The sequence below is a fragment of the Haemophilus paracuniculus genome (assembly GCF_002015115.1).
GTDB lineage: Bacteria > Pseudomonadota > Gammaproteobacteria > Enterobacterales > Pasteurellaceae > Haemophilus_E > Haemophilus_E paracuniculus.
This window is the reverse complement of the sequence record NZ_MUYA01000004.1, coordinates 50,353-70,575: the sequence shown is the minus strand read 5'-3', so window position 1 is coordinate 70,575 and position 20,223 is coordinate 50,353. Positions and strand designations below refer to the sequence as shown.

The 20,223-nt window shown below is 45.2% G+C and carries 24 protein-coding genes; 9 read left to right on the top strand and 15 right to left on the bottom strand.

Annotated elements, in window-relative coordinates; all coding sequences use genetic code 11:
• Positions 1-116: 116 nt before the first annotated feature.
• From B0187_RS02885 to oxyR, 8 genes are all read right to left on the bottom strand, one after another.
• Positions 117-608, bottom strand: coding sequence for a hypothetical protein (locus tag B0187_RS02885; protein WP_078236360.1), 492 nt, complete (start codon positions 606-608; stop codon positions 117-119).
• Between the two features lie 12 nt (positions 609-620).
• On the bottom strand, positions 621-959 hold the full coding sequence (locus B0187_RS02880) for a hypothetical protein (protein ID WP_078236359.1): 339 nt from the start codon (positions 957-959) through the stop codon (positions 621-623).
• Positions 956-1,165, bottom strand: coding sequence for a hypothetical protein (locus B0187_RS10235; RefSeq protein WP_158078219.1), 210 nt, complete (start codon positions 1,163-1,165; stop codon positions 956-958). The genes B0187_RS02880 and B0187_RS10235 overlap by 4 nt, the downstream gene beginning before the upstream one ends.
• 125 nt (positions 1,166-1,290) lie before the next feature.
• Positions 1,291-2,124, bottom strand: coding sequence for a ComEC/Rec2 family competence protein (locus B0187_RS02870; RefSeq protein ID WP_078236357.1), 834 nt, complete (start codon positions 2,122-2,124; stop codon positions 1,291-1,293).
• Between the two features lie 255 nt (positions 2,125-2,379).
• Positions 2,380-2,832: a ComEC/Rec2 family competence protein gene (locus tag B0187_RS02865; RefSeq protein ID WP_078236356.1), complete on the bottom strand. Its 453-nt coding sequence runs from the start codon at positions 2,830-2,832 to the stop codon at positions 2,380-2,382.
• A 261-nt stretch (positions 2,833-3,093) separates the two neighbouring features.
• Positions 3,094-3,945 (bottom strand): RsiV family protein, encoded by an 852-nt coding sequence (locus tag B0187_RS02860; RefSeq protein WP_158078218.1) that lies wholly within the window; start codon positions 3,943-3,945, stop codon positions 3,094-3,096.
• Positions 3,946-3,961: 16 nt separating this feature from the next.
• Positions 3,962-4,579, bottom strand: a complete 618-nt coding sequence (fabR, locus tag B0187_RS02855; RefSeq protein ID WP_078236354.1) for an HTH-type transcriptional repressor FabR — start codon at positions 4,577-4,579, stop codon at positions 3,962-3,964.
• Position 4,580: 1 nt separating this feature from the next.
• Positions 4,581-5,465, bottom strand: a complete 885-nt coding sequence (oxyR, locus tag B0187_RS02850; RefSeq protein WP_078236353.1) for a DNA-binding transcriptional regulator OxyR — start codon at positions 5,463-5,465, stop codon at positions 4,581-4,583.
• A gap of 195 nt (positions 5,466-5,660) precedes the next feature.
• On the opposite strand from oxyR, the gene B0187_RS02845 reads away from it, so the two are divergent.
• Positions 5,661-6,395 carry a glutathione peroxidase gene (locus B0187_RS02845; protein ID WP_078236352.1) on the top strand — a complete coding sequence of 245 codons (735 nt, stop codon included), beginning with the start codon at positions 5,661-5,663 and terminating at the stop codon, positions 6,393-6,395.
• A gap of 57 nt (positions 6,396-6,452) precedes the next feature.
• On the opposite strand, the gene waaF is transcribed toward B0187_RS02845, so the two are convergent.
• Genes waaF through B0187_RS02825 form a run of 4 tightly spaced genes read right to left on the bottom strand, consistent with a single transcriptional unit; the run spans position 6,453 to position 9,922 of the window.
• Positions 6,453-7,496, bottom strand: a complete 1,044-nt coding sequence (waaF, locus tag B0187_RS02840; protein WP_078236351.1) for a lipopolysaccharide heptosyltransferase II — start codon at positions 7,494-7,496, stop codon at positions 6,453-6,455.
• Positions 7,493-7,912, bottom strand: coding sequence for an MliC family protein (locus B0187_RS02835; RefSeq protein WP_078236350.1), 420 nt, complete (start codon positions 7,910-7,912; stop codon positions 7,493-7,495). The genes waaF and B0187_RS02835 overlap by 4 nt, the downstream gene beginning before the upstream one ends.
• A 57-nt stretch (positions 7,913-7,969) precedes the next feature.
• Complete coding sequence (locus B0187_RS02830) at positions 7,970-9,664, bottom strand: LysM-like peptidoglycan-binding domain-containing protein (RefSeq protein WP_245797000.1); 1,695 nt, start codon at positions 9,662-9,664, stop codon at positions 7,970-7,972.
• Positions 9,665-9,718: 54 nt separating this feature from the next.
• Positions 9,719-9,922: a hypothetical protein gene (locus B0187_RS02825; RefSeq protein ID WP_078236349.1), complete on the bottom strand. Its 204-nt coding sequence runs from the start codon at positions 9,920-9,922 to the stop codon at positions 9,719-9,721.
• Positions 9,923-9,925: 3 nt separating this feature from the next.
• Here B0187_RS02825 and B0187_RS02820 point away from each other — a divergent pair, with 3 nt between their 5' ends.
• From B0187_RS02820 to mutM, 7 genes are all read left to right on the top strand, one after another.
• A complete protein-coding gene (locus B0187_RS02820) occupies positions 9,926-10,297 on the top strand; it encodes a ComEA family DNA-binding protein (RefSeq protein ID WP_078236348.1) in 372 nt (123 codons plus the stop codon).
• A 121-nt stretch (positions 10,298-10,418) separates the two neighbouring features.
• Positions 10,419-11,312 (top strand): archaetidylserine decarboxylase, encoded by an 894-nt coding sequence (gene asd, locus B0187_RS02815; RefSeq protein ID WP_078236347.1) that lies wholly within the window; start codon positions 10,419-10,421, stop codon positions 11,310-11,312.
• A gap of 245 nt (positions 11,313-11,557) precedes the next feature.
• Positions 11,558-12,502 (top strand): ACP S-malonyltransferase, encoded by a 945-nt coding sequence (fabD, locus tag B0187_RS02810; protein WP_078236346.1) that lies wholly within the window; start codon positions 11,558-11,560, stop codon positions 12,500-12,502.
• A gap of 20 nt (positions 12,503-12,522) precedes the next feature.
• On the top strand, positions 12,523-12,753 hold the full coding sequence (locus tag B0187_RS02805; protein WP_143413754.1) for a hypothetical protein: 231 nt from the start codon (positions 12,523-12,525) through the stop codon (positions 12,751-12,753).
• A 10-nt stretch (positions 12,754-12,763) separates the two neighbouring features.
• Positions 12,764-13,492: a 3-oxoacyl-ACP reductase FabG gene (gene fabG, locus B0187_RS02800; protein ID WP_078236344.1), complete on the top strand. Its 729-nt coding sequence runs from the start codon at positions 12,764-12,766 to the stop codon at positions 13,490-13,492.
• A 330-nt stretch (positions 13,493-13,822) separates the two neighbouring features.
• Complete coding sequence (gene brnQ / locus B0187_RS02795) at positions 13,823-15,109, top strand: branched-chain amino acid transport system II carrier protein (RefSeq protein ID WP_078236638.1); 1,287 nt, start codon at positions 13,823-13,825, stop codon at positions 15,107-15,109.
• A 50-nt stretch (positions 15,110-15,159) separates the two neighbouring features.
• On the top strand, positions 15,160-15,981 hold the full coding sequence (mutM, locus tag B0187_RS02790) for a bifunctional DNA-formamidopyrimidine glycosylase/DNA-(apurinic or apyrimidinic site) lyase (RefSeq protein WP_078236343.1): 822 nt from the start codon (positions 15,160-15,162) through the stop codon (positions 15,979-15,981).
• Between the two features lie 67 nt (positions 15,982-16,048).
• Here the strand turns inward: mutM and B0187_RS02785 are convergent, their stop codons facing one another.
• The 3 genes from B0187_RS02785 to dapF all read right to left on the bottom strand — a co-directional run bounded on the left by B0187_RS02785 (position 16,049) and on the right by dapF (position 19,098).
• Positions 16,049-17,758, bottom strand: coding sequence for a RelA/SpoT family protein (locus tag B0187_RS02785; protein WP_078236342.1), 1,710 nt, complete (start codon positions 17,756-17,758; stop codon positions 16,049-16,051).
• Positions 17,759-17,878: 120 nt separating this feature from the next.
• Positions 17,879-18,160, bottom strand: a complete 282-nt coding sequence (rpoZ, locus tag B0187_RS02780) for a DNA-directed RNA polymerase subunit omega (RefSeq protein WP_078236341.1) — start codon at positions 18,158-18,160, stop codon at positions 17,879-17,881.
• A 113-nt stretch (positions 18,161-18,273) separates the two neighbouring features.
• Positions 18,274-19,098, bottom strand: coding sequence for a diaminopimelate epimerase (dapF, locus tag B0187_RS02775; protein ID WP_078236340.1), 825 nt, complete (start codon positions 19,096-19,098; stop codon positions 18,274-18,276).
• 81 nt (positions 19,099-19,179) lie between these two features.
• Between dapF and B0187_RS02770 the strand changes: the two genes are divergently transcribed.
• A complete protein-coding gene (locus tag B0187_RS02770; RefSeq protein ID WP_245796999.1) occupies positions 19,180-20,157 on the top strand; it encodes a hypothetical protein in 978 nt (325 codons plus the stop codon).
• The last annotated feature ends 66 nt before the right edge of the window (positions 20,158-20,223 follow it).

The window sequence follows — 20,223 nt, the reverse complement described above, 5'->3', positions numbered from 1 at the left end:
GATAGAGTAAGAAAAGGAATTCTGTTGTTTGTTTATAAATAAGTAACCCAAAGGCTTTGGTTGCTTTACAAAAAAGGCGTAGAATAAATTCTACGCCTTTTTGTTTCATTCAGATTTTAATCATTAGGGTAATACTTTATCCAAGTATCAATGGCAGTATTGTGAATGTAAACACCGTACCCACCCATATTTTCAATTTTTGCTTTAATTTCATCGTACTGTTGCTGGGTAAAATTATATTTATTGCTGTGATGATTCAGCCATACTTGAAGCACTTCCGCATTTCTAATCAAGCCCTTACCTGTTGCTCTTATTGTATCTAGCAACACTTTATCATAATTACCTTTTTCAACTTTTTCCACCTCCTTAGATAAATAACGAAGACTATTCATCATCTCTTTATCAAAAAAAGCAGTCTCTCCCGCTTTTACTCGATTGACGTTACTTAACATTCTTCTGTTGTTATTTACAATTTTGCCTTCAACCTGCAAAAAATGCTTTTCGAGTTTAGGGGTTAATTTTACAGGTGGTGCAAAGGTATCATTTGCGTTTGCAACAGAACCAATCATTAAACCAAGTAGCACAAAGCCTACTTTAAACCATTTCATTTTAGAGTCCTCTTAAAAAGTTAGCTTTTTAGCGTTAATAAATTTATTAACCTTATCTTCTTGTCGAACATCTTGATTAATTCCTATTTCATTTTTCTGTTTAAATGAAAGTTGCTCTTCAAGATTTTTAATTTTTTGAACACTTTCTTGTAGTTCCATATTCTGTGGATTTTTCCTCGCTGTCTCTGCCATAATTTGCAAGTTTTTATCTGAAATTTTTTCAAGGGTCTGTATTCGTTTATCATCATCTTTAATTTCTTCAAGACCTCTTGCGAAGTTAATAATATTTTCAGATTCGTGATAATCAGCATCATTAAGTCTTTTTGCTAATTGAATAAATTCTTGGCTCATTTTTTGTTAGAGCTATTAATTAAATCAACAGAAACACTTATTGTTGTTCCAAGGTTATCCTTAGTTAATGCTGTATTTGTATAATCCAATTTACCGTTTTTATTTTCAACAATGTTACCGCTTGCACCTTTTTGAGAGGCGATTTGATTTATCGCTTGAACTTTTTGTGGAACGGATTTTTGCGTTGAATAGCCTAGCGATATCAACTCTTAAAATCATTGCAACCCCTGCCGCCTTCGGCGGGGAATTAAAGGGCTTGCCGCAACACGGCAACCCCTTTAATTAATTACAATAGGGCAACTTCGTTGCCGAGGTAATAAGCCATAAATGGCTATTTTGAATAAGAATAACCATTCTTTTTATTATCTAGCCAACGAATATATTGAATTGCATTATTTTCTCCACAAGGCCAATGCTTACACCCTAAATATCCATATTTGGTATCAATAGAACATATGGGATACCATAAAAATTCAAAAGAAAGAGGCTTGCCTGTATTTACTAAACACGGGTTATACTCTTTTAAATCTTCTATAACAAACTTATCTGGATGCTTATTCTTATGGCTAGGCTCTGCACAAAACACACTAAATGTGGGTTGCATAAAGTTAGCTAAACCTTTTTTCCAATTTTTTTCAGAACCGTGATGTGGAACTTGAAGAACCAAGATATTTCCCCAGCGTTCATCACCTATGGTGTTTTTGAGACTTTTAATATATTTATCATCTGATAGAAAACCATCTCCGCAATATAAAATTGCTGATTTTTGCATTTTATCCTTGCCAGTGGTTCCAGAATCATTACACCATTTAAATAAAAAATGTTCTTCGCTATATAATTCTTCAAAATAAGAAGAACCATCACGATCTTTTAACTCAGTAACTTTCTTTTTGTGTGTGTCAAATAATGGTGGTAAAAACAGATCACCTACATAAGGTTTTTTAACATCTATATAAAGGTGCATTGAAATATGATTGGCTTTTGAATCAATATCAACTCCCACTAAATGACGAGTAATGATTTCTTTTACTTTATTTAATTTTTTAATACTTATTTCAACCTTTCCATTTGGTTTAATTTCCTTATTAATTTCTTCTTCTAATTTTTTAAAGTCAACTTTAATATCAGCAATATTATTTTTTATAAATAATTCAAAAGGCGTCATATAAGGAATGATATCTAGCTCAGGAAAGTCTGAGCCATATTTAACGGAAAAAATACTTTCCTTACTTTTAGGATGGTAGAAATGTTTTACATTAAAAGAAAATTCAGATACGATGAATCCGTCTAAATCATCAGACTTATCAAATCCTTCTAATTTTGCTAATCTTTCTTTTGAAATATAATTATTCGCTGAAAACTTAGCTTTATTACTAGATTTAGCTAGCTTTGGGGAATCCTTATCGGATTGTTGAAATTCTTAGGTAGGTTTAGCAGATTTAAGGTTTTTAGTAACAATAATAACGTTTTTAGCCTTTATACCTTTTTTATGTAAAGCTTGTAATGGGTAAATATATTCAATGAGATCTTTCCCTTCATATCCTAATAGCACTGCCATTACCAATCTTTGCCATAGGGAATAATAAGGCAATAAAATATTTTCTATGGTAATATCTTTACGAAGTCTATCAATACCACTTTTGTGATCTTTGTGAAAATGTGAAATAGCCAATAAATCCAGTCTTTCATTTGGCAGACTTTGTTTCATTTCCTTAATAGGCTGATCTAATATAGCAACCTTACTGCTCGTGCCACAATCATAAACCCACGAGAAAGTTTTACCCAAAGTTTGCACTTGACCACTCGTGAATAGCCCCTGTTTTGCAGGCCAAAATTGATAAATCGCACGTTGAATTTGATAAGATAATGACATTTTTCCTTCAATTCTCTTGATATTTCGTTAAATAGCTCTTCGGTTGATTTTTTAGCCAACCAACCCTATTTAAGTTGATTAAAACGCATTCTACTCTTGCCTTATTTTTTGTCCAGTATTTTATGATTATTTGAGCAATTTTTAGCAAAAAGGAAGAAGAAAGGGGGAAGATATGAAAGTAAGTTAGCAATAGGAAAATAAAAAAACCACCCAACAGGGACGTTGGGTGGTTTTTTATTAAATTGAGATGATTCTTTTTTATTATTCAACCATTTCCATTTTTCTTAAATAATCAGGGTTAATTAACTCTTGTGCCACCCACCAATTTAAGGTGAGGGTAATTTCGCCTTCGGTGTAAGCACCTAACGCATAGGGTGGATAGACAAAATGAATGCCTTCGGGCGAGAAGTAGAAACTATCCGATACGCTGAAATCGGCTTTGGCTGTGAAAGGTTCGTTGCCGTTGTTACGAGCTTGATAAACTTCCCACAAGCGGTCGGTTAAGGCGGATTTTTTCGCTTCACTGACGAGATCGTTTAAGCCGATGATTTTGCGTTTATCCACATCGACATTGATATATTGGGTGTTGTAAATGCCGTGTGCACCGCCCGTGTAGAGGTAGGTGAGTTGCGAGAAAGTGGCAAGGTTTTCACGTTGCCCTTGATATGCCATTTTGAGATCAAAACTGTAACCCAACCCACGATCCAGTTTGAGTGCCTGTTCTTGATTTTGGGCAATTTGAGCGAGGTTTTGTTCGATTTGGGCTTTGTTGATCGGGGCGTTGCCGACTGCGTTGGCATTGATCGCTGAGAGGTTTTCTCGCCATAACAGTTGATCCAGCCAGTCAATGCCTGTTTCCACAATCACATTTGAGATCGATAAATTGCCCTGTTCCCGAGGAAATTCCTCATCGGGTTGCGGTGGGTATTTGATCTCGGTTTTTTTCTCAAACAGTGTAACCACTTTCGGGCGTAAGGCTGGGACGCTATCGGCAATTTTTTGCGAAGATCCGACCGCTTGTTGGCTGGAAGCGGTGGGATTTTGGGAAATTTTTTCACACGCCGTTAAAGCGAAAACGGTGGAGAGACTCAGGGATAAAAGGGCTTTTTTCATTGGATTTCCTAACAAATTAACATTTTTCTCGCACATAACATTCCGCCCCTTTGGCGAGCATTCGCAGTTGCATTACCACCCGTTTTTTGAGCTGTTCCCGTTCGGTGGGGTTCATATCAAGGGCCTGCGAGCCTGCGGTAAACACGAGGGTAACTAAGCCCTCGGATTGCACATAGGCGATGTGGCGGTCGATGTTGGGGGTTTTCATTTGGATATATTGGGCGAGTTCCGCGACAAAATGCTGAATTTCACGGCTGGCAGCGGTGCGAAACTCTTGCGAAGTGCCAGAGCTTTCCCGTAGCAGCAGGCGGAACACGTTGGGGCGGTCGGCGATAAATTCAAAAAAGGTATCAACCGAGGTAACCACCGCACTGCCGCCCTTTTCCAACCGCTTGCGGGCTTGTCGCATTAGCTGGCGAAGAATTAAGCCTGATTCGTCCACCATTGCCAAGCCGAGTTCGTCCATATCTTTGAAATGGCGGTAAAAGGAAGTCGGGGCGATGCCTGCCTCTCTCGCCACTTCTCGCAGGCTGAGGTTGGAAAAACTTTTCTCAGCGGCAAGTTGGTTGAATGCTGCGTCCACCAAGGCTCGGCGAGTTTTTTCTTTTTGAATGGCACGGATTCCTGCGGACATTTTAGCCTTCCATTAAGGTGGTAATTTCTTTGGCGAGGCGTTCGTATCGCATTCTTAACGACGAGCCTGGGCGGTAAACTAAGCCAATCGCACGATAGGGTTCGGGATCGCTAAACGGCAAATAGCGAATGGCGTTTTCTGAGCCGACTCGGCTTGCCAATTCGGGAATCAGCGTAATGCCCGTATCCGCCGCCACCATATTGCGTAAGGTTTCGAGGCTGGTGGCTTTGAAATGTTGATTTTCTTTCGCCCCCACGTTCATACAGTAATCGAGGGTTTGGGAACGCAGGCAATGCCCGTCATCTAGCAGTAGCATTTCACAGTTGTTGAGTTCTTTGAGATCGACTTTGTCGCGGCTCGCCCATTCGTGGCGGGCGGACACCGCTAATAACATTCGCTCTTTAAACATCGGCACTTCGATAAACGGCTCGGTCTCTTTGCCGAGGGCAAGAATGGCACAATCGAGCTGCCCTGCTTCGAGCTGGTTCATCAGTTGTGCCGTTTGCTGTTCGTATAAAAAAAGTTCCAATTCGGGATACTGACTTTTGAGGGTCGGCAGAATGATCGGCAACAGATAAGGGCTGAGGGTCGGAATAATGCCGATGTGGATCGGGCCTGCCATTTCCTTGCCTTGATTGCTGACCATTTCTTTGAACACGTTCACTTCTCGCAAAATGGCTTTGGCTTGTTCCACCAACATTAGCCCCGCTTGGGTAAACAGCACGCGGCGGCTAGTGCGTTCGCACAAAATCACGCCCAATTCGTCTTCTAATTTTTTAATCTGACCGCTTAATGTGGGCTGGCTGACGTTGCAGGCTTCCGCCGCTTTGTGATAGTGCCGATGTTCTGCTAATGCGATTAAATATTCTAAATTTCGGATATTCATTGCCATTCCTCGTTTGTCAAAATCCCCCAAATTTTAGGGGAAAATTATCGGAAAAATCAATTATTTTCTAAGGGTTTAATCATCTTTTTCTATTGTAAATATGCTTGATTGATAAGATAGACATAACCAAATCCACAAAAATAATGTATAATAATAACAATTTTTTTACGTTATAAATTAAACTAGGAGAAACCAATGTCTTTCAAAGATATGACAGGTCAAAAAGTACCAAGCGTTACTTTCCACACTCGCCAAGGCGATGCGTGGGTTGATGTAACCACAGATGAATTATTCAACGGCAAAAACGTGATCGTATTCTCATTACCCGGTGCGTTCACCCCAACTTGCTCATCAACTCACTTACCACGCTACAACGAATTAGCCCACGAATTTAAAGCGTTAGGCATTGACGACATTATTTGTATGTCTGTAAACGATACGTTCGTAATGAACGCGTGGAAAGCGGATCAAGAATCTGAAAACATCACTGTAATCCCAGACGGCAACGGCGAATTTACCGAGGGTATGGGCTTATTAGTCGGCAAAGAAGATTTAGGCTTCGGCAAACGCTCTTGGCGTTATTCTATGCTCGTGAAAAACGGCGTAGTTGAAAAAATGTTCATCGAGCCACAAGAGCCAGGCGACCCGTTCAAAGTCTCTGACGCTGACACAATGATCAAATACCTCAATCCAGAGTGGCAAGCAAAACCATCTGTATCAATCATCACCAAACCAGGTTGCTCATTCTGTGCCAAAGCGAAAGCGTTATTAACCGAAAAAGGCTACACCTTTGAAGAGATCGTGTTAGGTCGTGATGCGACCACTACTTCTGTGCGTGCCATCACTGGTCGCTCAACTGCACCACAAGTATTCATCGGCGGTCAGCACATCGGCGGCAGCGATGATTTAGAAGCCTACTTTGCAAAATAATTGATAAAGTAACCCCTTGTAAAAGCAAAAAGGACTGAATAATTCAGTCCTTTTTTATTATAGTTGCTTTATAACCGTTTGTAATTTTTCCAGCACCATTTCGGGCTGAATGTCGATCAGGCTTTGGTGGTAGCCGTCATTGCCCTCGCCTTTACGAATTTTAATCAAGCCCCCGTCAATCAGGCGGATAATCACCGCTTTGTCGGAAAGCGGTGGGGTGTATTGAGGGCTGGTTGGTCCATATAAGGCGACAAGCGGTCGGTTAAGGGCGGCGGCGATGTGCATTAGCCCAGAGTCGTTGCTCACAATCGCTTGGCAGGTGGAAATGAGATCCACCGCTTGATTGAGGTCGGTCTGCCCTGCTAAATTCACACAATAACGCTGTAAAGATTCGGGCAAGGCTTGGCGGATTTGCTCGCCCACTTCCGTATCTTTTTTCGAGCCGAACAGATGAACGGCGTAGCCCTGTTCAATCAATTTTTGGGCGAGGGTAGCATAATGATAGTGGGGATAGCGTTTCGCTGGCCCAAATTCTGCCCCTGGGCAGAAGCCAATCGCAGGGCGATTTTCCGCATATTCAAACTGCTTGGCAAATTTGGCTTGGGTTTGTGCCACTTGGTTTAGATCAACTTGCAGATAAGGCTTGGCAATCGGCAGATTGTCGGCGGTTGGAATCGCTTTTTTCTCGAACGCCAACGCCACATAGCGTTGCACCATCATCGGATAATCGTTTTTATTGGCACGCAAATCGTTCAAAAAACCATACCGCATTTCCCCTTTCCAGCCACGGCGGTGGGCGATTTTAGCGAAAAATGGAATAAAGGCAGATTTGAGCGAATTCGGTAGCACAATCGCCATATCATATTGATTTCTCAGATTTTTGCCGAGTTGATAACGCTCGCACAAACGGAACGAACCGTGTCCAATCGGCATTGAGAGTGCTGTTCGCACTTCGGGCATTCTCGCCAACAACGGACGACACCAATCGGGTGCCATTACGTCAATTTGGCAGTTGGGATAATTAGTTTTGAGCTGCTGATAAAGGCTGTGGGACATCATCATATCCCCCACCCACGAGGGGGCGATCACTAAAATCTTCATTTTTTCACTTTACAATTTTCTGCCAAAATCTTACCGCTATTATCACGCAAGGTCGCATAGCCGTTCAGGTTTTCAATCCAATTCCAGCGAATGTTGCTGTATTGGTTACCTCGCTGATTGACCGTTGCCGAAAGGGTGTGGGTCGATTTGCCAAAGGTAACGGTGATCGATTTCGCTTTGCTCACTTTTTTCGCCGTTTTTTTCGGTTGAGCCTGTTGCACTCGCACCACTTTATCGCCCTTGCATTGATATTCTACCGAGTGGCGACTAACCGAAACTCGGTTTTTGGTTTGCGTTTTTTTCGCTGGCTCAACGGAATTTTGCATCTGCTCAACGGGTGGTGGCACGAGGGGATTATTGGCACAGCCACTGAGCATTACCGCTGAAAACAGTGCCACTGCATAAAATTTCTTCATTTCGGCTATCCTTAAATGAAAAAGAGCAATAGTCGCCTATTGCCCTTTGAAATTGAATTATTTGAAACGATATGAACCGTCCGCTTGACGGGTGAATCGACCGCCAGAGCCGATATTCATTTCCACGACGCGATTATTTTTATCTAAACGCACGGTGATTTTTTCGTTCACTTTTAAGTTGCTCACAATGCCGTTGGCACGACTCATTGCGTTCACATCTGAGATATTTAAGCCGTTATCACGGAACACTTGCATTAACGAAACGCTTTTCGGCACGGTCATTGTTTTGCTCGCCACCACCGTATCAGATTGTGCTGGGGCTGCCGTTGCCACAACTTTTTGAACAGGTTGAGCAGGTGCTGCGGTCGCCACTACTTTTTGTGCTGGGGCTACAACCACTTTTTGAGCTGTTGCTGCTGGGGTAACTTTTGCTACCGCAGGTTTACCCGATTCCACATTTTGAATCAGTTGATCCATACGGGCATTTTTTTCCACTTTCGCTTTATATTCAGCAGCGGTCATCGCCTTGATTTTCGGCTGTTCCGCTTTTTTCTCAACGGTTGCGGTTTTTTCTGCTTTCGCTTTCGTATTACGCTCTGGCTGATAAATCACGCTACCTTGGCTATTCGGCTTAACCACTTTCACGGTTGGCTGTTTAACAGGGGCTACTGCTGGGGTAGTGGTTTCGCCATTTTGATTTGCCACAACCTCATCTTGACTGATCGTGATGCCATTATCAGTTTGAGCGGTTTCCCCTTGTGATGCAGTTTGGGCTGGCTCGCCAATAGTCGCATTATTATCGCCCGAAATGGTTACGGAACTATCCGCTTGTTGAGTCGGTTGAGCGTCTGCCGATGATTGAGCTTGTTGCTCTTGCTGTTGAGCTTGTTGTTGAGCGAGTGCTTCCGCCTCACGAGCCTCTGCCGCTTTCGCTTCTTCCTCGTTTACTGGGCGGAACTCAATCGGCAAGCTATTGCCTTGCGGTTGATTTTCTAACTCGGCAACCGTTTGTGGGGTGTTTGGTTTTAATAACCAGAACGCCACGCCACCCAATAAGGCTAATAAAATCACGGTTAAAATACGGCGGAATTTTGACGGCACTTTTGGCATTTGCTTATCCTCTTTGGTTGATGAAGCCGCACCTGATGCGGCTGGAATCACACGATCCATACTAGGCTTGACCGCAGGCATTTCCGTTGGTTCAACTCTTTGCGTAGCAGGTTGAGGGGCAGAATTTGCCGAAATCGCACCGCTGGCCACGGTTGCCGCCGCTTGAACTGGGGTGCTTTGCGGTTGAGCCGTCATTTGTGGTTGAGCAACGTTCGCCGTTGCTTGAACACTCGGCTGAACCGCAGGCTGAATTTGCGGTTGAGCGGTTGGCTGAACGGTGGCTTGAATGGTTGGTTGTACCGCTGGTTGAGCTTGACGAGCCTGCTGCATTTCCTCAAAAGTCGCATTGTTTTGAATCGCACTCGCAGGGCGATTTAACGGCTGACTAAACGTGTGAGCAGGGGCATTGTTAGTTTTCATTGAGACAAAAGGGGAAATCGTTGGCTTTTGCTCGCTTTTCACTTCTGTTTTTACTTCTGCGGTTTCCACTTTTGGCTCTTTCGGGGCGAGGCTTGCCAACACTTCGCTTGATTTACTAATGCGTTCCAAGGTGCTTTCTGCATTTTCCGCAGGGGTAGGATTTGGGCGAGGGGTTTCGCTGGCGTTGCCGAAAGTCGGCTCAATACGATTTTTCTGATTCATTTGCTTTTCCAAAATAAAGGGTAAAAAACTGGCGACATTCTAGCAAATCATCGCTTAAATTTCAGTAGCAAGGGGGTAGATTTCACAAAATTTTTGTAAATTGTCGCCTAGCTCAAATTTCGCCCGTTGGCAACCACCAAAATCGATTTTTTCGACAGGGATCGACAAAATCATTTTTGCCGATTGCTCACGCCTTTCCTTGCGGTTATTTTGCTCAACGCTAACCCACAATCTTAATCCATAACCAAAGAGGAACATTCTATGAAAATGCTCAAATCCCTAAGCCTTAGCTTATTATTCGGACTTTCCACCCTCGCCGTTGCAAATGAGGCAGTTCAAACATCGGCGACAGCAGAAAATCCGCCGATCCAACCCCTTGTAGAGGCGGAAAAAGCGGTCGAAAAAAAGGTGGAAAATAAAACCGCCACCAACCCGAATTTAGTGAATATCAACACCGCATCCGCCGCTGAATTGCAGGATAAATTGGTCGGTATCGGGGCGAAAAAGGCCCAAGCGATTGTGGATTACCGCACCAAAAACGGTAATTTTGTGAGCCTTGAACAACTTACCGAAGTGAGTGGCATCGGCAAAGCCACCCTCGACAAAAACCGAGATCGAATTGTGCTGGAATAATCGCTCAATAAACAGGCTAAGTTTGGTAGTCAAACTTAGCCTGTGCGGTTGCATTAGGTAATCCCTCACATTTTTGCTATACTTCGCCCCCGAATTATTTACCAAAAATCAAGGATTTAAAATGCAACGACAAGCCTACAACAGCCCAAGCTACGGGCAAAAGGCGAAAATCGCACTTCACTATTTACTGCCACAACTTGCCCTCACTCGAATGGCAGGCTGGCTAGCGGAACAAAAATGGGGGGCAGTAACCCATTTCATCATCAAGGCATTTGCCAAAAAATACCAAGTTAATTTAGGCGAGGCGGAAAAAAGTAATCCGTCCGATTATGCGACTTTCAACGAATTTTTTATCCGCCCATTGAAAGAGAACGCTCGCCCGATCAACCAAGATCCGCAAGCTCTCTGCTTACCTGCGGACGGCAAAGTGAGCGAACTCGGCAACATCGAGCAAAATCAACTGTTGCAAGCCAAGGGGCATACTTTTACCCTTGAAACCTTGCTCGCCAACGATAGCGAACTTGCCGACAAATTCAAAAACGGCAATTTCATCACCACCTACCTCTCACCAAAGGATTACCACCGCGTACATATGCCGTGCGATGCCACTTTGAAAAAGATGATCTACGTGCCAGGGGAACTCTTTTCGGTTAATCCATTCCTCGCCGAACACATTCCGAACCTGTTCGCCCGCAACGAACGTGTGATCTGCGAATTTGAAACGGCATTTGGACCTATGGTGCAAATACTGGTCGGAGCGACAATCACCGCAAGTATGAGTACAGTATGGGCTGGCGTGATCAACCCACCGCGTGCCAAAGAAGTCGTTACTTACGAATACCTCAGCGAAGGCGAAACAGCGGTTAAACTGAAAAAAGGGCAAGAAATGGGCGCATTCCGCCTCGGCTCAACGGTAATCAACCTCTTCCCACAAGGTGCAGTGCAATTTGAAGACTACCTCAACCAAGGCACTGTTACCCGAATGGGGGAAAGATTGGCGAAGATTATCGGCTAATCCAAATTAAGAAAAATAAAATCTTTATCATTTACGAAAAAGGATCTTCCCCCGCTTGCGGGGGAAGTCCCTGCGAAGCAGGGGTAGGGGGCAAACAAGCGGTAAGATTTCCGTAAATTTTTTATTTTTACAAAATTTGCCCCCTTCCCCCTTCGGGTACTTCCCCCGTAAACGGGGGAAGATCATATAATCGACCTCGTAAAAGAGGATAACACCAAATTCATATCAAAATTGAGGAAACAACAATGTCAAAATTCGCAATGGTTTTTCCAGGGCAAGGGTCGCAGGCGATTGGTATGCTTGCGGATCTCGCCCCTGTTTATCCTGTGGTGCAACAAACTTTCCAGCAAGCCAGTGAGGTGTTGGGCTATGATTTGTGGGATCTCGTCCAAAATGGGGCGGCGGAAGATCTCAACCAAACCCACCGCACTCAACCTGCTCTGCTCGCCGCTTCCGTGGCGTTATTCCGTATTTGGCAACAGAAATTCCCTGAGCAAAAACCGTCTGTAATGGCAGGGCATAGCTTGGGCGAATACTCGGCGTTGGTGTGTGCAGGCGTGCTGAATTTCCAAGATGCGATCAAGCTGGTGGAATTGCGTGGGCAGTTGATGCAGCAAGCCGTACCGGCTGGCACTGGGGCGATGTATGCGATTATCGGCTTAGACAATGAGGCGATTATCGAAGCCTGTGCCAAAGCTCAAAGCGAAGCGGCAGAGGGCGAGATTGTGTCGGCGGTAAACTTCAACTCACCTGGGCAAGTGGTGATCGCCGGCTCAAAAAATGCGGTGGAACGTGCTGGGGCGTTGTGTAAAGAGGCAGGGGCAAAACGTGCATTGCCGTTGGCAGTTAGTGTCCCTTCACACTGTGCTTTAATGAAACCTGCGGCGGAAAAATTGGCGGAAACCTTAGCCACCATTGAACTTTCTGCCCCGAGCGTGCCTGTGATCAACAACGTGGACGTCGCGGTGGAAAGCGATCCAACCGCAATCCGCAATGCGTTGGTGCGTCAGCTTTACAGCCCAGTTCGCTGGACGGAAACCGTGGAAAAAATGGCAAACGAGGGCGTAACCACCCTTTACGAAATCGGGCCAAACAAAGTTTTAACAGGTTTAGCAAGCCGTATCGTGAAAGAACTTTCCGCCAAAGCGGTCAATGATGTCGCTTCATTTGAGGCAGTAACTTTCGAGTAATCCCGAATAATCCGATGAAAATGAAAAAATGGCTACTCTGCACCCTGCTTTTTTCGGCGAACAGCTTCGCTGATTATGCCTTGGTGCTTGTTCGCCCTGATTATTCAGATTTAAAAATTTTGACCGTGTCCGAAACCCTTTCGGGCTGTTCCACCACCAAGCAAAATTTTGATCGCCTCTACTCAGGCACTAAATTTTTCTTGAAATGTGTCGAACTGGGTAGCAATACCACGGTCGTCAATCAACCATAAGGAAACCAAAATGCAAGGTAAAATCGCATTAGTAACGGGTGCTACCCGTGGCATCGGGCGTGCAATCGCCGAAGAATTAGTCGCCAAAGGGGCAACCGTGATCGGCACGGCAACCTCAGAAAAAGGGGCGGAATCGATCTCAGCCTATTTAGGCGAGAACGGCAAAGGCTTAGTGCTAAACGTGGCGGACGCCGATTCGATTGAGCAAGTGTTAGCCCAAATCAAAGAGCAATTTGGCGACATTGATATTCTCGTCAATAACGCAGGGATCACCCGTGATAACCTGTTAATGCGTATGAAAGATGAGGAATGGTTCGACATTATCCAAACCAACCTCACGTCTGTTTATCGCCTGTCAAAAGCGATGTTACGCACAATGATGAAAAAACGTTTCGGGCGTATCATTACGATTGGTTCGGTGGTTGGCTCAATGGGCAACCCAGGGCAAACCAACTATTGTGCGGCGAAAGCAGGTTTGGTGGGCTTCTCAAAATCCCTCGCCAAAGAAGTGGCTTCCCGTGGCATTACCGTGAACGTGGTCGCCCCTGGTTTTATTGCGACTGATATGACCGATGAACTGACGGACGAGCAAAAAAATGCGATCCTCAGCCAGATTCCAGCAGGTCAATTAGGGCAAGCGAAAGACATCGCCAAAGCGGTGGCATTCTTAGCCTCTGACGACGCTGGCTACATCACAGGCGAAACCATTCACGTGAATGGCGGCTTATATATGAACTAACCGTGCAAGCGGTCGGATTTCGCCGAATTTTCCGTAAAAAATTCGGCATTTCTTTTTTTATTTTCCTCGTAGCACAATGTTACCCTCTACCGCTTGCGGGATAGGGACAGATTTTTCTTCGTGAAGAAGAAAAATCAGGGAGAGGGAAAAATTGGCGGAAATCTTACCGCTTGTTGCCCTCTCTATGATTAAAATGCTGAACGCATTTTAATCTGTCTCTCGCCCAAAATCGGTGAGAGTGCATAAACTCTACGTTTTTTTATTTTCTAACGCTCAAAAGGAAAATGCTCAACCAGCCTTCCCTTTTGAACAATAATGTGTGTGTAAATGATGAACAAAAATACCCTCGTGGTCGGCTTTATGCTGTTTGCCATTTTTTTCGGGGCGGGGAATCTTATCTTTCCGCCAAAACTCGGGCTTGAAAGCGGAACGGCGTTTTTGCCTGCGATTTCAGGCTTCGTCTTAACCGGCATTGGCTTGCCGTTGCTCGGCATTGTGGTGAGTGCCTTTTATGAAGGGGGATACAAAGCCGCCCTCAACAAAATCAGCCCTTACTTTTCGATCGCCTTTTTGGTGGCGATTTATCTTGCGATCGGGCCTTTCTTCGCCGGCCCTCGCACAGGGGCGACCGCTTACGAAATGGCGGTTGTACCATTTTTAGGGCAGCCCGACAGCCTTTCCCTCTTTCTTTTCAGCTCTGGCTATTTTGCGGTGGCACTTTGGTTGAGCCTCAACCCGTCCAAAATGGTGGATCGCATTGGCTCAATTTTAACCCCCGTGTTGATCCTCTCGATCCTCGCCCTTGTGGTGCAAGCCTATTTTCTGCTTTCGGGGAATGAACCCTTGCCAAATCCCACCGAAAAAGCCTACTTTGCAAGCGGTATGTTAGAGGGCTATCAAACAATGGACGCCCTCGCTGCCCTTGCGTTTTCAGTGATTGTGATTAACGCGATCAAAGCCAAAGGTGTGCCGCCATCGGCACTCGCCAAACAAACCGCCCTCGCTGGCGTGGTGGCAGCGGTAGCGTTGGCGATTATTTACACGTCCCTCGGTTGGATCGGCAACCACTTGCCAATCAGTGCCGAAACCTTGGCGGATCTCGCCGCCAAAAATCAAGATGTCGGCACCTATATTTTGAACAGCGTAACCGCCCAAGCCTTTGGCGAATTAGGGCGAACCCTGCTCGGCATTATCGTTTCCCTCGCCTGCTTAACCACTACCGTAGGGCTGGCGGTGTCGGTAAGCGAATACTTTCACGAACTGTTGCCGAAAATTTCTTACCGTGCTTTCGTGATTTTATTCGTGCTGATTAGTTTTGCGATTGCCAATCAAGGCTTGACCGCCGTGATCAGCAAATCGATCCCGATGTTGCTGATTCTCTACCCGATTGCAATGACGGTAATGCTAATGCTGGCGTTAAATATTTTGGTAAAGATACCGCTTGTCGCCCAGCGTTTGACCCTCGCGATTGTCAGCCTGATTTCGATTTTATCGGTGCTGGGCGTGGGCTTTACCGAAGCCTTACCGCTCAAAAACTATTCAATGGAATGGCTGCCGTTTGCGGTCGGGGGCGTGGTGTTTGGCTCAATTTTTGCTAAACTATCCGCCAGAAAATAATCATTATCGACAGGTTCGCCTGTCGATTTTTTTAGGAAAAGGAAACCAAAATGCCAGAATTACCCGAAGTCGAAACCAGCGTGCGAGGCGTATCGCCCTATTTAGTCGGCGAAAAAATCAAGCAAATCATCGTCCGCCAGCCCAAATTACGCTGGGCGGTCAGCCCTGAATTATCGCAACTGCAAGGGGCAGAAATTTTGGCGGTGGAACGGCGAGCCAAATATCTGATTATCCGCACCAATCAAGGGGATATTTTGGTGCATTTGGGAATGTCGGGATCGTTGAGTATCTTGCAAGATCATTCACACCCCGTTGGCAAGCACGATCACGTTGATCTGGAAACCGCAAGCGGTACGATCCTGCGTTATAACGACCCTCGCAAATTCGGGGCGTGGATCTGGGCGGAAAAGGCGGAACAGTCGCCCCTGCTCGCCAAATTAGGGGTTGAACCGCTTTCCGACGCCTTTACAAGCGGTTACTTATGGCAAAAAAGCCGCAATAAAACCGTGGCGGTCAAAAATTTCATAATGAATAACGAAGTGGTGGTCGGCGTGGGCAACATCTACGCCTGCGAATCCCTATTTATGGCAGGCATTCACCCCGACCTCGCCACCCAAAACCTCACCCAAAAACAGTGCGAACGGTTGGTAACAGTCATCAAGCAAGTGCTAACCAAAGCCATTTTGCAAGGCGGAACGACCCTCAAAGATTTTATCCAACCCAACGGCAAACCCGGCTACTTCGCCCAAGTGCTACAAGTTTACGGACGCAAAGGCGAACCCTGCAACGACTGCGGCACCCCGATAGAAGCCAAAATCATCGGACAACGCAACACCTACTACTGCCCAAAGTGCCAGAGGTTGCTGAGGTAAGAAATTTTCAAAAATCCTCCCCCTTGATCTCAGTAAACAGAAAACGGGGCAATGCCCCGTTTGGTGATTATGCTTTTTCGGCTTTGACTACGCCCGTTAAATTTAATAATTTTCTTAAAATTAAATAATAGTGGGCGTTGTCGGTTACGCTGATTTTTAAATTTAATTTAAAGATATTTTCTTCGTTGGTCGGTTCGCTTTGAATGCTGACGATATTGCCGTTCATTGTGGCAATAGTGGAAGTAATACTTGCCAAAATTCCTGCTTGGTGGCGGATTTTGAGGACGATGTCCGTTTCCATTTCCGCTACTTGGGTGGAAATTTCATCGGAACTGACCGCTTGTTCTTGCTGGATTTTGAGGGCGTGGCGGATTCTTGCCTTAGCTTTGGCACTTACCACAAATTTCAGCCAGTGCGGATTCGGGCAATGCCCTTGCTCAATCAAGATTTCCACGGTTTGCCCTGATTTAAGCGGTTGAGAGAGTGGGTAAGGGTTGCGATCCACCACCGCCCCGACACATTGATCGCCGATGTCGGAATGTACCGCATAGGCGAAGTCAATCGCCGTGGCGTGGGCAGGCAGTTCCACGATCCGTCCTTTCGGGGTGAAAACGTAAATATCATCGGAAAAGAGGTCAGATTTGACGCTTTCGATAAATTCTTGTGAGTTGCCCGCACTTTGTTGCAATTCGACAATGCTTTGCAGCCAACGTTGGGCTTTTTGTTGCACGCTAGTGGCTTGTAGCTGTTCGCTGTAACGCCAGAATGCGGCAACGCCGAGAGTTGCCATTTGATCCATTTCTTCGGTGCGAATTTGTACATCAATCGGCACGCCTTTATGCCCGATCATTGAGGTGTGTAACGATTGGTAGCCGTTGGTTTTTGGCACGGCGATGTAGTCTTTGATCCCTTGTGGGCGAGGCTTGTAGAGGGCGTGCATTTGCCCGAGGGTGCGGTAGCAATTATCGACATTTTCCACCACCACACGGAACGCATAAATATCCAAAATCGAATGGAAATGCTGATCCCGTTGTAGCATTTTTTGGTAGAGGGCGTAGAGGTGCTTTTCTTTGCCATAAACGCGACAAGGAATCCCCACTTCGTGTAGGCGTTGTTCAATTTCGTGGGTAATTTTGGCGATCAGATCTTGGCGGGTGTTACGAGCCATTTCAATCGCTAATTTTAAAACGCGGTAGCGATGTGGATAGATCGCTTCTAAGCAGAGATCTTCCAGTTCGTTTTTAAGGTGTTCAATGCCTAAACGATGGGCGAGGGGGCTGTAAATTTCGAGGGTTTCTTTGGCGATGCGGCGGCGTTTGTCGGGGCGAAGTGAGCCGAGGGTTCGCATATTGTGGGTGCGGTCGGCAAGTTTGATTAACACCACACGAATGTCTTTGGTCATCGCCAAAATCATTTTGCGGAAATTTGCCACTTCCGCCTCTTGGCGGGTGCGGAATTTGAGTTTGTCGAGCTTCGACACGCCCTGCACAATTTCCGCTACGCTCGTGCCAAATTCGGCGGCAAGCTGTTCTTGGGTGTAAGGGGTATCTTCAATCACATCGTGCAGCAGGGCTGCCATTACCGCTTCGTGGTCGAGTTTCATTTCGGCAATAATGCACGCCACCGCCACGGGGTGAGTAATGTAAGGCTCGCCACTGGAACGGGTTTGCCCCTCGTGAGCATCTCTCGCCACCACAAAGGCACGTTCGACTAATTCGATTTTATCGGCAGGTAAATAGCCTTGAATAATCTGGTTAAGAGGTTGAAAAAGATACACGTTACACCTGTTAAAAATAAAAAAATGGATAATTGAAAATTATCACAAATGTTACCGCTTGTAGAGGGCGAAACTTTGTTTCTTGTCAATTATCCATTCAGAAATAAGAAATTTTGATGATTAAGCGTTCGCTTGAATATCCGCTAAGAATGAAATGGCTTCTTTTTCGGCAATTTCTTGTTGGATTGCATCGTTATTTTCAAATTGATCCATAATTTCGCTGTTAATTAAGCCTGCTTCAATTTCACGCAATGCGATCACCGTTGGTTTATCGTTTTCTTCTGGCACAAGGGCTTCACGGGTGTTGAGTTGAAGTTGTCTTGCACGGCGTGCCGCGGTCAAAATTAAATCAAAACGGTTGCCGATGATGTCGGCGGCTTCTTGTACGGTTACACGAGCCATTATCTACTCCAAAATATGCGGTTCTATCAATGAAAAAGATTGAGAATTATACAGAAAGTTCCGCAGGCTGACAATGCAACAAGCGGTAAGATTTCGCCAAATTTTTCGGCAAATTAAAGGCGAATGTAGCCGTCATAAATGTGGGTGGCATCGCCCGTCATAAACAGCGGATTACCCACGCCGTTCCATTCGATGTGCAGCGTTCCGCCAGGTAAATCGACCTGCACCTTGCTATCCAGCACACCCTGCATAATGCCGACTGCCACCGCCCCGCACGCCCCGCTGCCACAGGCTTGGGTTTCGCCCGCCCCTCGCTCAAACACGCGTAGTTTGATGTGGTTGCGGTTGATCACCTGCATAAAACCGATGTTGGCTCGCTCGGGAAAACGCTCGTGAGATTCGAGCAACGCCCCTAATTCCAACACGTTGGCGGTGGCGATATCGTCCACTTGTAGCACGCAATGGGGATTTCCCATTGACACCACGCCGCACAGCACCGTTTGAATCTCGGTGCGTAAAATGTAGTTTTTCTCAAATTTATTGGCGGTAAACGGAATTTGAGCAGGTTCCCAAATCGGCTCGCCCATATTCACTCGAACTTGATCGTTTTCTTGCAAGCTCAACACCATTTTGCCTTTGGCGGTGCTGACGTGAATATCTTGTTTATTAGTCAGCCCTTTGAGGGTAACGAAACGGGCAAAACATCTCGCCCCGTTGCCACATTGGGACACTTCGCTACCGTCTGCGTTGAAAATGCGATAGTGGAAATCGAGATCGGGATCGTAAGGTGGCTCAACCAATAAAAGTTGATCGAAGCCGATCCCACGGTGGCGATCCGCCAATTTCCGGATGATCTCATCGGTTAAATAAACGCTCTGAGTTACGCCGTCAATCACCATAAAATCGTTGCCTAGCCCGTGCATTTTTGAGAATTGCATATTGCTTCCTTATTTTAAAAATTTTTTGCGAAGTATGGCATTTTTAGAAGAAATTACAAGCGAACCCACACATTTTAGGTTATGATCTCGCCAATTTTACTCGCTGAGGGATCGCTGATGAATCAAGCCAAAATCATTTTTCCTGCCGTGTTGTTAGTGGCGAACACCGCTTTTGCTGAGCCGACTTGGGCGGATCATAAACGAGAAAGCCTAAAAACTACTTTGCATCAATGGTCGAATAATATCAACGCTTGGCTTGGCGAACCTGACCCAAATCGCCCCGCTTCCGCAGGCTTGCGTGTAATGTTGGACAACGAATGGAATCGCTATGACGGCTATTCGATCAAACCTCGTATTCGCGGCAAAATCAAGCTGCCCGTGCTAAAACAACGCCTGAATTTGGTGTTTGGCGATGATAACTTGGATGACGAAACCAAAGATAAAAACCGCCTCGTGCGTAACTATGATCACCTCGATCCCAACAAAAATTACGACCGCAAACAAGCCCGCGAAAGTAACAGTTCCATTGCTTTGCGTTGGTCGCAGGGGGTAAAACAGCTTGGGATCGACACGGATCTTGATCTCGGTTTACGTTCAGGCGGCGATGTTTATCTGCGTTTTAAAGCGAATAAAGTGTGGCAATGGACGGATCAATTCAGCACCCGTTTAGAACAAATTTACCGCTACGGCATTAACAGCAAACATTATTTACGCACCAATTTTGAAAACCGTTTTAATGAAACGGAAAATCGCCATTTTGCCAATATCGTTTATTTTCAATACACCAAAGATATTGATGAATTAAAATATTGGGGAAACAGCCTTTATCGCCAACATAATTTTGCGGGTTACAAGCGGTTAAATTATGGGATTTTTGCGGGTGGGCAAGTCAGTAAAAAAGATTTTAAATTGATGAAGTACGGACCTTTTATTAACTGGCGACAACCAATTTATCACGACTGGTTATTTATCGAGCCTGAATTAAATTTCTATAATAATCGAGATTTAAATCGTAAACATTCAATCGGTGCATTTATGCGGATTGAGGCATTATTCTAATTTTAAAATAAAAGGCAAAATTTTTAAAAATCCTACCCCTTGCAAAGCCTATTTTTAAGTATAAAA